Source organism: Flagellimonas oceanensis (assembly GCF_003992595.1).
GTDB lineage: Bacteria > Bacteroidota > Bacteroidia > Flavobacteriales > Flavobacteriaceae > Flagellimonas > Flagellimonas oceanensis.
Genome location: NZ_RZNA01000018.1, coordinates 161,399 through 176,150 on the forward strand (window position 1 = coordinate 161,399; position 14,752 = coordinate 176,150).

General features: G+C 44.9%; 10 protein-coding genes. 2 read left to right on the forward strand and 8 right to left on the reverse strand.

All coding sequences use genetic code 11. The annotated features are described in order from the left end of the window. Positions 1-7 precede the first annotated feature (7 nt). The 6 genes from EO132_RS06040 to EO132_RS06065 all read right to left on the reverse strand — a co-directional run bounded on the left by EO132_RS06040 (position 8) and on the right by EO132_RS06065 (position 11,952). Positions 8-3,028, reverse strand: a complete 3,021-nt coding sequence (locus tag EO132_RS06040; protein WP_127137024.1) for an amidohydrolase family protein — start codon at positions 3,026-3,028, stop codon at positions 8-10. Between the two features lie 28 nt (positions 3,029-3,056). Continuing rightward, entirely contained in the window at positions 3,057-4,532 is a 1,476-nt protein-coding gene (locus tag EO132_RS06045) for an aminotransferase class V-fold PLP-dependent enzyme (protein ID WP_119647241.1), read from the reverse strand. Between the two features lie 266 nt (positions 4,533-4,798). Next, complete coding sequence (locus EO132_RS06050) at positions 4,799-5,716, reverse strand: N-formylglutamate amidohydrolase (RefSeq protein ID WP_127137025.1); 918 nt, start codon at positions 5,714-5,716, stop codon at positions 4,799-4,801. A 65-nt stretch (positions 5,717-5,781) separates the two neighbouring features. Then, positions 5,782-7,179: a SusD/RagB family nutrient-binding outer membrane lipoprotein gene (locus EO132_RS06055; protein WP_119647243.1), complete on the reverse strand. Its 1,398-nt coding sequence runs from the start codon at positions 7,177-7,179 to the stop codon at positions 5,782-5,784. A gap of 12 nt (positions 7,180-7,191) precedes the next feature. Then, complete coding sequence (locus EO132_RS06060) at positions 7,192-10,695, reverse strand: SusC/RagA family TonB-linked outer membrane protein (protein ID WP_119647244.1); 3,504 nt, start codon at positions 10,693-10,695, stop codon at positions 7,192-7,194. 105 nt (positions 10,696-10,800) lie between these two features. Continuing rightward, complete coding sequence (locus tag EO132_RS06065) at positions 10,801-11,952, reverse strand: FecR family protein (protein WP_119647245.1); 1,152 nt, start codon at positions 11,950-11,952, stop codon at positions 10,801-10,803. 115 nt (positions 11,953-12,067) lie between these two features. On the opposite strand from EO132_RS06065, the gene EO132_RS06070 reads away from it, so the two are divergent. After that, positions 12,068-12,655 (forward strand): RNA polymerase sigma factor, encoded by a 588-nt coding sequence (locus EO132_RS06070; RefSeq protein ID WP_119647246.1) that lies wholly within the window; start codon positions 12,068-12,070, stop codon positions 12,653-12,655. Positions 12,656-12,793: 138 nt separating this feature from the next. On the opposite strand, the gene EO132_RS06075 is transcribed toward EO132_RS06070, so the two are convergent. After that, positions 12,794-13,510, reverse strand: coding sequence for a sulfite exporter TauE/SafE family protein (locus EO132_RS06075; RefSeq protein ID WP_119647247.1), 717 nt, complete (start codon positions 13,508-13,510; stop codon positions 12,794-12,796). A gap of 120 nt (positions 13,511-13,630) precedes the next feature. Here EO132_RS06075 and EO132_RS06080 point away from each other — a divergent pair, with 120 nt between their 5' ends. Beyond that, entirely contained in the window at positions 13,631-13,828 is a 198-nt protein-coding gene (locus EO132_RS06080) for an AsnC family protein (RefSeq protein WP_127137026.1), read from the forward strand. Positions 13,829-13,830: 2 nt separating this feature from the next. Here EO132_RS06080 and istB read toward each other — a convergent pair whose 3' ends face one another. Next, positions 13,831-14,562 (reverse strand): IS21-like element helper ATPase IstB, encoded by a 732-nt coding sequence (istB, locus tag EO132_RS06085; protein WP_127136804.1) that lies wholly within the window; start codon positions 14,560-14,562, stop codon positions 13,831-13,833. Positions 14,563-14,752: the final 190 nt, after the last annotated feature.

A 14,752-nucleotide genomic window follows, 5' to 3' on the forward strand; every position in this document is an offset into this window, starting at 1 on the left:
TGATTATTTAGTACTGCATCTCCAAGGACTCACAATGGAATTCCAACCGTTCCAAGGATATTCTGGTTGATACGTTCTCGGTGCCTTCCAACCCTTCCATTTTTTTGAGGAGTCTGGCACGCTCTTTTGAATTCTCCCTGCGCAACTGCGCATCCTTGGCCAGATCAAAATAAATGGCCCCTTCAATGATGGTCTTTTCAGGTTTGGAATAAAGCGACAGTGGATCTCCTGTCCAAAGGACAACATCCGCGGATTTACCGACTTTGATACTTCCCATGGTATCGTCCAGGTGCAAGAGCCTTGCCGGGTTCAAGGTGACCATTTTAAGGGCTTCCTCTGGTGTGAGCCCCCCATATCTGACCATCTTTGCTGCCTCATGGTTCAAGTGTCGCATTGTTTCACCGCTATCGGAGTTCAATGCAGTGACCACACCTTCACGGTCCATGATGGGGGCATTGTACGGGGTCCCGTTCCTAGCCTCCCATTTATAGTTCCAACGATCGGAAAATGTGCTGCCCCCGACCCCGTGTTCCTTCATTCGGTCCGCGATCCGATAGCCCTCCAATGCATGGGTGAACGTGTTCAGGGCAAAACCAAACCGCTCCGCGACCTCCATCAACATCAACATTTCCTTATCCTGGTAGGAGTGGGCCGTAATGAACCGTTTTTTCTCCAAGATTTCCAACATGGTCTCATGAAGAATGTTTTTACGGGGTTCCACTGCGGTCCTTTTTTCCTTTGTGCCCAAGCTTCTATAGGCATCCCATTCCTTTTTGTAATCCAAGGCCTCAGTGAAGGCATTGGAATAAAATTGTTCCACGCCCATCAAGGACCTTGGAAATCGTATGGATACGTTGTTTTTTGAACGTTTCACGTTCTCTCCAAGGGCAAATTTTATGAAGGGGTCAGCGCCCTGGATCAACAATCCCTTGGCATCCTCCCCCCATTTGAATTTTACTAGGGCGGACTGGCCCCCAATGGGATCCGAAGATCCATGTAGGAGCTGCGCCGCAACGACGCCCCCGGCCAAAGCCCTATAAATGCCCGGGTCATCGGGGTCGATCACGTCCTGCATCCGGACCATTCCCGAATTTGGTGCCATTTCATTGATACCGCCCAAGGCAATATGGGAATGCTCATCAATGATTCCAGGGGTCAGGTGCTTGCCCGTACCGTCCAATACCAAGGCATCCTTGGCACTGAGATCGGTCCCGATCTTGGCAATCTTGCCATTTTCAAGAAGCACGTCCGTGTCCATGAGGATTCCTTCATCTTCGTTCGTCCAAACGGTGACATCGGTGATTAAAATGGATCGGGATGCAATCTTTTCCGGACTGCCAAAGGCCAAGAATGGATAGAATACCTCACCCAAGTCGACAGGACCCTTATCCTGTATCTTTTGAGCTCCCAAGGTGCCCCTTCCTTTTTCTTTCATCCGGGCGGTCCAAGGTTGGTCCTCCCCAAAGTTCAGGGTGCCAGTACCGTTAAGCACGGTCATTCCCTTTTCTTGTTTGGTCCAACCTTTCAGATTGTATTGGCTTCCCTTGACCGTGAATTTAAGGACAGGAAGATCCCCGTCCATTTTAAATTCCACCTTTTCCTTTGATCCATCGGTCAATGTCAATTCGGCTTGGTACTTAGGGCCTTTTCCGATAATGGACAATACGGCCTTTAAGCCACCTACGGATAAATCGTATTCCCCAAGGATGGATTCGGAAATGGGTTCGTTTACCACATAGGGTTTCCCTTCGATCCAGTTGTCCATAATTTGAGTGCCCGGTTCAAAAAGATCACCGTCCGTAACGATGAAGTTGGCCATTTTACCGGCTTCCAAAGTGCCCATATCCTGGTCAACGCCCAACCATTTGGCCGGAACGGTGGTCAAAGAGGAGAGTGCAGCCGTTTTGCTCAGGCCATACGCCACTGATTTTCTCAGATTTTTCAAGAAGTCAGGAAGATTTTCAGGTGGAAAGGAGGTGATGGCAAAGGGTATGCTGTTCTTTTCCAAAGATGCCGGGTTTGTAGGGGCCAGTTCCCAATGCTTAAGATCGGCCAAGGTGATTTTCTTGGTGATGTAGGGGTCACTCACATCATAGGCCTTGGGAAAGTCGATCGGAATGATCATCGGAGCTTTCATGTCCTTCACTTCCATAATCCGTTGATATTCGTCTCCGCCTCCCTTTATAATGAACTCGAACCCGAATTCATCCGCTATTTTATCGGCTCTTAAGGCGGTCAACCAACCATCGGCCTCCATGATTTTGGGCAGGTTCCCATTGACCAGCATGGCATCCAACGACAGGTCCGAAAAAGGGCTGTCGGTTTGTGCCCCATACCACTTGGCATCGTAAAAGGTCTGACGCAAAAGGGCAATGGTCCCCATAGCGGAAATGGGATAGTCCTGGGTCGAGGTGCCCTTGTCAAAAGAGTAATGGTCGGCCACCTTGGAATTGATGACCAAATTGTTTTCCGTATCCTCGCCTAGGGCTACTAGGGCAGCGGTTCCCCGTGCAATTCCATCCCTTCTGATGGACGCTACGGCACCAAATCCTTGGGCCCTCCATTTGGAGGCAAGCTTTTTGTCCACGGTAAAGTTTTCGGAACTGTTGTATTGCGATTTTATGGCCTCGTTGGCATTGTAGGGTCCCTTGGTATTGGACTGTATCTGTTCCCTACTGAGAACAGGGTTCCTGAATGGGGGACGTTTTACCTCGGGTTGCCCATATTCCCCAAACATGTCTATAAAAGAGGGATAGATATAACGTCCGCTGAGATCGATTTCCAGATAGCCGTTGGGTACCTGGTTCCCCGCTTGTACCGAAACGACCTTACCGTCTTGGATGACCAACATCGCATTCTCCAAAACTTGCGTTGGGGCTGTGACGATGGTCGCATGGGTGAGGGCCACCCTGTCCGGGCGCGCATCGAGGACATCGTTTTTGGGAAAGGTCTCCTGTGCGAAGGAACTCCCCATGGATAGCATGATACCTAACAAAAAGAGGTATCCAAAGGTTTTTTTTATCTTCATTGTTGGTGATTTTATGATTTATTTGGTTTTAGATTTCAAACCATTGGTCTAGGTCCAGTCTTTGGTTGGATTCGGACTTGTGGTAAAAGGTATTGCTCATTGGATCGTAATCATATGCTTTGGCCATTTCAGCACCATGCTCCGCTATTTCGCGAAGTGCATCCAGTATAAGGTCCAGTTCCCCATCCGTCATAGTGGGATGGAGTGAGAGACGGACCCACCCAGGTTTGTCCTTAAGGTTCCCGTGCTCGATCTGGTCGGTAATGTGCCGTGATCGTTCTTGGGTGACCTCCAATAGTATGTGTCCATAGGTGCCGGCACAGGAACAGCCGCCCCGGACCTGGATTCCATAGTGGTCGTTCAATAATCGGACCACCAGATTGTAATGGAGATGTTCCACATAAAAGGAAAAGACTCCTAAGCGGTACCTGACTTCCGGTGCGAATACATGCAAGCCCTTGATCTTGGGCAACTCCTCGAAACATTTTCTGGTAAGTTCATTTTCCCGTTGCCGGATCTGCTCTATGCCCATTTTTTCCTTCAGAGCGATCGATAGGGCTGTCCTTATGGTCTGTAGGAATCCAGGCGTTCCACCATCTTCCCGGGCCTCAATACTTTCAAAAAAACTGTGCCCCCCCCAAGGATTCGTCCATTTTACCGTTCCACCACCTGGATTGTCCGGAATCCGGTTCTTGTAAAGCGCCTTGTCGAAAACCAAAACGCCTGAACTGCCAGGCCCCCCTAAAAACTTATGTGGGGAGAAAAAAATGGCATCCAATTTCCTTGCCTTGTTCTCCGGGTGCATATCAATCTGGACGTAGGGTGCTGATGCGGCAAAATCCACAAAACAGTACCCGTCGTGTTCATGCATGATTTCAGCCAACTCATAATAGGGGGTTCCCACCCCCGTGACATTGGAACAGGCCGTAAAGGAACCGATCTTGAGTTTTCGGTCCCCATATTTACGAAGTTCCCTGCGCAATTGGCGTGTATCGACGAACAGGTCTTCTGTAGGCTGTAACAATACGACATCGGCCATGGTCTCCAACCAGGTCGTCTGATTGGAATGGTGTTCCATATGGGTCAAAAAAACGACAGGTCTTTCGGTCTCTGGAATCGAGAGGGAATTCTTGAACTTTTCTGGGAGCTTTAGCCCCAAAATACGCTGAAACTTGCAGAGCACCCCGGTCATACCGGTGTCAGTGGTAATAATGACATCTTCCTCGGAGGCATTGACATGTTCCTTGATCCGGTGTTTAGCCTCCTCGTAAAGATTGGTCATCAATTTCCCGGTAAAAGTGGTCTCGGAATGGGTGTTCCCGACAAAGGGACCGATTTTTTTTTTCATGATATCCTCTATGGGGCCATATAACCTACCGCTCGCGATCCAATCCGCATAGACGATCTTTTTGGTCCCAAAAGGGGTTTCGATATTTTCGTCGATACCGATAATATTTCTTCGAAAGGAATTGAAGTACGATTCCAATGATGTTTCTTTTTTCAAGATTATTATTATGAAAAGCTACCCTTTATCCAATCCAACTCAACAAACTACTAATTCAAATATTTATGGCAATGTGTTGAAGACCCCATACGATAAGGCCTAAGTTTCTATTTTTACTTGTTTTGAATTGATAGATAAGGGCAGCTTTATTGATTAATTAATTTTCACAGAATGCGATATTCTGTAAACCCTATTGTACTGGATTCTTCCCGGCTTATCGGTCAGTTATTGCCTCTAGGGAAAAATCCCGGGCACTGAATTTTGTTTCAGTCCATATAGGATTCCACAAAGTCCAAATAAGTAGTGATGGATTCCGCAAAGGCTTTGGAAAAGTTTTTCCGGTTCTCCTCACTGTCACGGACCCCTTGGAAATTGGCCTCTATCTGCATCCCGAAAACTTTGGGGTGGTCGTAAGCGGTATATCTTCTAGTGTTATATCCTCCGTTGAAGTAGGGCTCGCCCTCCTTGGGATAGGGGTCGCCTTGGCTTGGAACCGCAGGGAAACCGGCTCGTTCCATAAGGGTTCCGAAAGCGTTTTCCCCGGTCAAGAGTTGGTTGAGTCCCAATTGTGGGTTACCCTTTAATAGGTTCCGTACCGAAGTGTTTCCGCCAATTTCAGACTCGGAACTTTCCCCTTCCCTTAGTTCCTTGAGGGCAGGTGTCCTAAGTAGGTACCCCAACTCCAAACGTTTTACTTTATGGCTTTGGCCGTGAAGGTCGATGTACATCGCATATCCGTATTTTTTGATGGCCGCATCCAAGGCCTCCTCGATATGCTTGTGATATTGTCTCCAGGTATACTCCATTTGTGGGTTTCCACAGGTGGCCTCCTCCAGGTCCCGGTTAAAATCGATCTTACTCCTTGCCAATCGGGCAATGACCAGGTATGGTTTTTTGCCATGGACCTTGAACGCATTCTCTATTTCCAGTGCGAGCTCGACCGTATTGTTGTCCATTACCTTCGCGCCACAATCCCTGTCCTTGATCTCCTCAGGAGATATGGTGCCCCCATGTGGGGCACTGATAACCAAAGGGATGTTGCCCTTGACGGTTTCCAGCCAGCTGTCCTCGAATATTTTCCGTCCTTCGGACAAAGCCTTTTTGTCCGAACCGTCCGATGTGCTTTTGCCACCAGCGCACTGCACTTGAAGAAGTGCAGTGGCAACTAGAAGGCAAATGAGCATGTTTTTCCCAATCTTTCCTTGAAAAAATAGATCCCTATGCATTTTTCGGTGACTTAATTTTTCAATTATTGATTGACTTTGGTAGGTTCATATAAACCAGGATCTGCCGGGGCCGCAGGATTTGACAAGACCTCGTCCTGGGGATACAACATACGCTCCACGTTTTGTGTACTGGTCGGTACGTTCAAAGGAAAAGGCACCGCTACGTCCGAATCATTCTTTCGGAGTCTGCGCGCATCATCGAATGGCATATAGGTGGTAAAGCCAGAAACATATCGTTCTTCGATGATTTCCCTGAGCAAGGCAGTATTCGGGTCTGTCCCGTCTATATTTTCCATGCCACCGGAATTGAAATCCCCGGCCACATAGGCTTCATATAAATAGGGTTCGGCGGAAAAATTCGCATTTAGGAAACTTCCGGTATTCAGATAGGCACGCAACTCGTTCAAATGTCCCAAACCAATTTCGAAACTTTGGGTACGGGCACCCGCTTCCGCCAATATGAGCATATTCTCCTGAAATGTGATCATTGGCTGTGGTTCAAGTTCCTGTGCTACACCCAGATTTCCGTCCGCATCCGATTGGTCGATGACATAGTACTGGCGCCTGGCCGTTTCATCGGTCTTGGCATTGTTTCGGGAGATTCCACTGGTATCGTCCAATAGCTGCATCAAATAACTGTCCCCGGTCCCTGTGTTCGGGCTACCGGCCAAAACAATGTAGTATTTGTTTTTGGTGGCGTTTTGCCCCGTAACGTCAAGGGGATTGAACATCATGTTGTTATCACTAGTGGAAATCCCGTTCAAGGCTGCACTATAAGCTTCGCCATATGCTTTGGTATGCATAAAGTAACGAGCTTTAAGGGTCCATGCGGATTCGAGCCATTTGTCGCGGTCTCCTTGGAAGATGTAATCCTCCAGAACGCCAAAACCGGCAGCACCCTCTAAATCGGCGATGGCACTGTCCAACAGTATCTGTAACTGTTCAAAAACATAGAGTTGGTCATCGAATTCAGGGTTTTCTATATCACCCAATGCCTGAGAATATGGGATATCGCCGAACAAGGAAGCATAAGTACCCACCAAATGAGCTTCTACTACCTTGGAGATACCCAATAATAGGGGGTTGTCCACAGCTCTGTCCTGTATTTGCCGCACTGGCGTCAAAACATTTTGGTAGCCATCCCAATCAAAGGTATTGTTGGCGACATTGTATTGATATCTTTCCAGTTCCACTTGTTCAAAACCGGTCAGTTGTCCGGACCAATAACCCGCCATTCTACTATAGGCCCCCAATTGGATGCCGATGTTTGAAAGCTCCGCGCCGTTTAGGAAAAGACCTGCGTCAATATCTGTTAAAGTTAATTGGTTCGGATTTTCGTTGAGATCTTCGACCATTTTTTCACAACCAAAAAAAACGAAAGCCGTGAAAATCAAAAGAATTTGTATATATGTTGATTTCATGATTATTAGGTTTTAGAAATTGGCTTGAAGGTTAAACAAAATCGAACGTGTTCCGGGATTGTTGAAGTAATTCATTCCGAAGGCATTGCTGACACCATAGTTATTGGTCTCTGGGTCCACATCCTTGATACCGGTCCATAGAATCAAATCCCGTCCCGTCACCGATATCCGGAACGAATCCAATGCCAGTTTTTTACTCAACTTAAGGCCTGAAAATGTATACCCAAGGGTCACGTTACGGAGCTTGGTCCACGTGGCATCCTCGATGAACAGGTCATTGGTCTTGTTGAAACCAAGGCCACCTCCGATACCGCGATACCAAGATTCATCCAATAGAACATCCCCACCACCAAAGTCGGCAATGTTCCCCCTTACCGTGGTTCCGGCTAGGATTACATCTCCATTGACATTGACAAGGTCCTCTGTTAGGGTAACCTCCTGGGCTACATCCTTGTGTACGCCAAACCCATATAATACCACTCGTGTTCTATTAATGAAATCGCCACCTTGGGAATGTTCGAACAAGAAGCTGAAGTCAAGACCTTTAAAGTTTAGTTGCATGCCGATGCCTCCCCTCCAATCGGGATTTGGATCTCCGAGTACGCGGCTTTCCGTATCCAATTGTGGAAAACCGTTGGCATCCAAAGCCAAACTATTGTCCTCATTTCTTAGGGTTCCTGGCAAGAAAAAGGAACTCATCGGATATCCCTTGACGGCTTTTGATGTTCCTCCAATATCCACGGTTTCGGCTCCAGCAATATCCACAACCATATTTTCGTTGTTGTTGTAATTGGTGTTGATCGAAAGTTTGAGGTCATCGGTTTCGATCAACTTGCCAGTAAGATCGACTTCAAGACCTTTGTTCTCGATGACCGCGGCGTTCTTATAGTTAAAGTTGAAACCGGAACTCGGATTGGCTTTGACGGCAAAGAGGATGTCCTTGGTTTCATTTCTATAATAGGTAAACCCTAATCCCACTCGGTCTTTAAAGAACCGTAAATCGGTACCAACTTCCCACTCTGTCTTAATCTCTGGTTTCAGATTTGGATTTCCTTTTTCCGAATCGACCATAAAACTTCCTCCGAAGTTTGAAAATCCTGTTGTGGCCAAAGTCTCGAATTTATAGGGAGCCGGTTGAATCCCTACCTTTCCCCAAGCTGCCCTAAGCTTTCCAAAACTCAGGAAATCAGAGGAACCGACCAGATCACTGAACTGCCAGGCAAGGTCTACTGAAGGATAGAAAAAACTCCCTTTTATGGTTGAAGAGGCTTCCAAGGCTCCTGAAAAATTGAAAAACAATTGACCATAAAGATTTATTCCCAAAATACCATAACCACGGTTTGAGCGAATATGCTGAAGATTACGATTCCAAGAACTGGCCGCTTGATCTGGATTGAGATCTGGTGTGGGTAACCTTGAATCAACGGCAAAAGGACTTATTGTATTTGTATTGATAACTCTTTTCCGATCATTGAAGTTAACACCGAACGTGGCGGATACCCCTAAATCATTGCTAAAGTCATGTGTAGCAACTATAATTCCATCTAAATTGAACTCCTTGCTGTTAATATCCGTCTGACTCCAATACCCGCTACTTCGAAGGCCACTAGCCGAACCGATTGGATAAAATTGACTTCTTGCATCCGTATAATAATCCAGACCGCCCCTTAAAATGACTTTTAGCCAATTGACAGGGTCAATGGTCAACTCGGGATTGATGATGAAACGGTTGACATCATTGGGTGCTTTTTGTTCGTTTAAAGTCCATAAGGGATTGTTGTAAATGGGATTTTCAGATTCTCCCAATTGGCGTCTATAGGACCTTTGTCGATTTGTGATGATGTCTCCGTTGGATGCCGTGTAGGTTCCGATATAGTCTGTAATATCAAAATCAGGTGCGGTCCTTAAAAGCCCTAAAAGGATACCGTTGGTTGTTTCCCCGGCCTGTTCAATACGATTCGATCTAGTGTTGGTAAAGGATACTCTATTGTTCCAACTCAACCAATCTGTCATTTGGAACTTGGTGTTCAACCTAACATTTTGTCTTTTGTAATCATAATTTTTGATGATTCCTTTTTGATCCAAATTCTCATAACTAAAAAAGTAAGAGGCTCTTTGCCCTCCGCCATTTACGGATACATTGTGTTGTGAAAAGGTTCCAATACGAAAAACCTTGTCATAATTACTATCAGTAAATGTTTCTCTTGAGTTTTTTGAAATTACGGGATAATATCGATTGCCGGTTGTGCTTGACAAAAAAGATGCTCCGGATGTATCCAAGTCATCGGGCTCACCTGAGCGGTCTGTGATTTTGTCGCCCCAGGATTCTGCAAAAGAAGTACTAAAAACTCCATTACGTCCTTGTCCAAAGGAGTTCTGAAGAGGAGTTCTTACATTGATATAATCATAGGATTGTGAAAAAGTATATTGTATGGTTGGCTTTTGACCCAATTGACCACTTTTTGTAGTAATCACAATAACCCCATTTGCAGCACGGGAACCCCAAAGGGCAGCAGCTGATGCACCTTTCAAAATCTGAACTGAGGCGATATCCTTTGGATTGATGTCGTCCAATCGCGATTGTTGGCTGAGGGTGACGCCTCCAATATTGTCATTGCTCACGGGAATACCATCCAAAATGATCAAAGGCTGACTGGCACCTTGAATGGTGTTCGCACCGCGGATCTGTATGGAAGATCCAGCCCCTGGGTCACCATTGGATTTGCCGATCCGTACCCCTGATGCCTTACCTGCCAATGCATTGATAACCCCGGCTTCCCCAGATTTGGCAATGTTCTCGGATTGGATAGTGGAACTTGTGGAACCTGATTCATCCTTTAGTTGCTTGGTACCAATGGCCGTTACGATAACTTCATCCAAATTACTGACACTGGGGACCATGGTCACATTGACGACGGGATTGTTCCCTACGGTTATTTCCTTGGTTTGGTAACCAATATAGGAGTATACCAAAATGTCTCCTTGGGAGGCATCGATGGCATAGTTTCCATCGAAATCGGAGGAGACCCCCTTTATTGTCCCCTTAATGACAATACTGACCCCAGGTAGGGGGGAGTTGTTCTCATCAGTAACGGTTCCTGTGATGTTAATGAAATTTGGCTTCGATGCCTTTTCTGATTGGGTGCTGATCTTTTCCGGTTCATTTTCCTTTTCTACAAGGACGATCAACTTTCTCCTGATTTCATAAGAAATATTGCTTTCGGCAAGGATAATGTCCATCAGGACATCGATTTTAACTTTTTCCACATCCACCGAAATCCTTTTGTTCAAATCCAATGTGGAATTTTTGTATAGGATATTGTAATCGGTACTCTCCTCAATTTTTTCGAAAACGGATGCTATGGATGCATTTTCCATTTTCATCGAAACGAATTTTTGAGAATATGAATTATTGGCATTGAGTTGGAACAGTGCAACCAATAAAAACAGGGCGGAAATTTTCATTTTCAAATCTATTTTAGCACTAAAATAGCTTTTGCATAGTGTGTTTTTCATACTTTTGATATGGTTTAAAAATTGGTCATTCAGTTTTTGAATTGTTTGAAAACCAGGGATTGTTCCCGCAATTCCTGGTTCTTTTTTAGGTTTAGTTCATAGGCGTTAGTTGTTTTTCTGAGTTAGTATTATTTTATCGTTGGTTATCTTATAGGCAAAATCCTTGATTCTTTGGAATCCTTGTAGGACCTCTTCAATAGTTTCCGTTTTGAAGCGACCCGTGTACCGTTCACTTTTAAGAAGGTCCCCCCTTATTTCGATGGCCACATTGTAGTGCCTCTCCAATTTTTTGGTAATGTGGATGAAATCTTCGTTTTTGAAATACAGGATGCCTTCCTTCCAGGCAATGTACCTGCTGACATCCACATCGGTCAGTTGAAGTTCTTTATGACCATTGGAATAGAATGCCATTTGGTTCGGTTTTAAAAGGAGATGTGATGCTTCGAAACCATTGCTCCTTTTGACCGAGAGACTGCCTTCCACCAAGACCACTTGAACGGTTTCGTCATCGGGATAGCTGGATAGGTTAAATTGAGTGCCCAAAACTTTAGTGTCCAACTCCCTTGTTTTGACCCTGAAAGGGCGCAAGGAATCGGATTCTACGGTGAAATATGCTTCCCCTGTCAATTCCACATCCCTTGGTCCCGAAGCATAAAATGCCGTGGGATAGGTCAAGGAAGAACCGGAATTGAGATAGACCTGGGTTCCATCGGAAAGCACAATCTCGAATTTCTTCCCATAGGGTACGTTGAGGGTATTGTATACCAAGGGTTCGCCCAAATCATCGTTCTCAATGCTAACTTTTTTGTATACAATCTTAGATCCATCCTGTTCAGCAATGATATTGTTTGAACGCGTGACAATTGAGGCATCCTTGTTCGATAGTTCCTTGGTCGTACCATTGTCCAGGACAATGGTGACTTCCTGTTGGCCAACGGTCTTTGGGCTATTGTTTCTTAACAAAAGCAATGTTGATATTCCGATAAGCCCGATAAAAATTGCAGCATACCGCAACCAAGCCTGTCTTCTTTTTCTTTTGGACCTGACTAAAAGGTCAAATTTTGACAGTAATTCCTTTTTGTACTGTTCGGCATTTTCCTGACCTAGGGACCGTGTTATCAAATAGTGAAGCTCGGCCGATTCCTTAAAGGAAGAAGGATTGTCCTTGACCCATTGGGCCAATTGCTCAATTTCATCCGGGTTTGAAGGGTTTTCAAAGAAATTGAAAATAATTTTTTTGATATGTTTATTTTTCATTATCGTTAAATGCGGATTACCAAAATGTTATTTGTTAAACGATCTGAAATTGACAAACCCTTGGTTTTAATCAAAAAATATTGATAATATTGATCGGACTTAGAAGATAGGTGCAATGGATTCCAATGATATCGGGGAAAATATTGATTTAATCGCAATCCAAAAGGGCAGTCGAAAGGAATTCGAGAAGGTTGTTGAGCTTTATTACAACGAACTCTTTTTTTATGCCAAAAGTTTATGTAGGGACGAATTGTTGGCCAAGGATTTGGTCCAAGAAGCTTTTTTTGGACTATGGCAAAAAAGGGAAACTTTGAATGCAAAAACGGTTCTTAGGGGGTGGCTTTATCTTTCATTGAAGAATAAATTCCTGGATCATGTAAAAAAGTACAGAAAGGAAACCTATTTTTTCGAGAGGACCTATTCGGAGACCATGGAAACCCTTTCACAACAGGATCACCAAGAAAACCTATCCAGAAAGATTGAATTGATGGATAGGGAGATTGACTTGTTGCCCAAGAAATGTCAACAAGTATTGGTCTTGAGCAAAAAGGAAGGTTTGACCAATGCGGAAATTTCAGATTATCTCAACATTTCCATCAAAACCGTGGAAGGCCATCTTTCCAATGCATATAAAATCCTCAAGGAAAAGTTGTATGAGAAATTTCAAATTTTGTTCACTGTAATCGGTTTCAGATCAAAGTGATGACGAATCGTTCTAGGTTCAATCCTTCATAGACCCCGATAGGGTTATAGTTGATTCAAATTTTTGCCAATCCTACCGTTAGTTGTTAATGGATTTCTTCCATCATTTTTTTACAGGACATGAATTTTGTTCTTTATACTAGAATAATAATGAAAGTCCTGAAACCATTAGCAAAAACAGGATGCTCTTTTTATAATGGGCCTTTCCTGATTTTTTGAACGTTTTTCTTCCCAAAAACTGGGCGGAAAGGAAAATGGGAAAAATAATCGCGGCGTATTTACATTGCTCAAAATTTAAAATGCCATTTAAGGCCAAGGTTGGTATTCTGGTAAGGGTAACAAGTCCTAAAATGCCAATCATCGTGGCCCTTATGGTATTGATTTCCTTGATCCTATTCTCCACGCAGATGATATACAATGGTCCCCCAGTGGAGAATATCCCAGAGAAAAAACCTGCCAAAATACCAAGACCTAAAATACTGGTATTCCCCAGATTCGATTCTCGCTTACCTAGAAGGGAATACAACACGTATGCGAGTATAAAGGCACCAAGCATTTTTTTTAAAAAGAATGGCTTGGAATATGAGAGGACCAAAACCCCTAAAACAACCCCTACAATTGATGTTATGGAAAGGTCAAGGATTGTTTTTTTATCAATGAAAACCCATTCCCTGTAAATTAGGAAAATACTTGAAAATACATAGAATAGGGAAATGTAGGCAATGGCCTCCGGTAATTGAAACTTCAATAATAAGATGGGAAGTGCAATGAGAGAACCTGCAAATCCCATGGCACTTTGAACATAAAACCCTGCAAAAATACCTATGGTCAAAGTAATAAGTGAAAATAAATCCATGTTCCAGAAATTGAACGGCTAAGCTAGTGGGTTGTAAAATGGTTTAAAAATTGAAAAATTGGAGAAAACAGGTATATTTAATTGAATATGCGTTATTTTGACAAAAAATATGTTGAAAAGATGGTTGATGGAATAGATAACCGAATAATTGGTCTTCTGAGAAAGAATTCTAGGTATTCATTTGCCGAAATCGGCAGAATCATTTCACTTTCGCCTTCATCTGTGAGGGTGGATAGGGCGGTCAATGTATACCACCTGCGGCGGATGAAAGTGAGCAGTGCAAATCAAGTGCACGAGATCGACTCATTTTGGTGCTGAAGTTAACGTTTATTTTTAATTTTTTTTCTCATTGATTCCCCTTTTATGTCCACCCTGTGAGCCGAGTGCACCAGCCGGTCAAGGATGGCGTCGGCGATCGTTTTTTCACCGATGACATCGTGCCATGCCTCCACGGGCAGTTGTGAGGCTATAATGGTGGACCTTTTGCCGTGCCTGTCCTCTATGATCTCCATCAAAGAGTGCCTGTTGATGTTGTCCAATGGTTTTAGGCCAAAGTCATCCAGTATGAGCAGGTCCTGTTTTTCAAGTTTTCCAATGAATTTTAGATAGGACCCGTCCGCCTTTGAGGTTTTGAGCAAGGTAAAGAGTTTGGCCGTGTTGAAGTACATGGTCCTGTGCCCCATTGAGCAGGCCTGGTGCCCGATGGCGGAGGCCAGATAGCTCTTGCCGACCCCGGTGCTCCCGGTAATGAGCATATTTTCACCCTTGCGTATAAATCCACAGGAGGCGTAGCGCTGTATCCTGTTCCTGTCGATGTTCCTTCCAGGGCCGTAATCGATGGCCTCCATAACGGCACCGTACCTGAACCTTGCGGCCTTTGTCAGGCGCTCGATCTTGCGGTTGTGCCTATCGTCCCATTCGGACTGTACCAGATAGGCCACCAGTTCATCGTTGGTATAGTCCATGCTCTCGGGCGAGAGGCTGGTGTCAAAGGCCCTGAGCATCCCGTGGAGCCTGAGCTGTTTCATCTGTTCCAATGTCTTTGTGTTCATGTTGTCTGTTTTAATGTTTGTCATTTATAATAGTTTCCTCCCCTGATGTTATCGTGGTCCGGGACCTCGGAGGTATCCTCCGGGTCGTCCTCCAGGGTGTCCCACCCTTTTTTCAGTATCCGCTCCACCATGCTGTAATTATAGGCCCCATAGTCCGATGCCCGCCTGCAGGCATTGTCCAGCCGTTGGT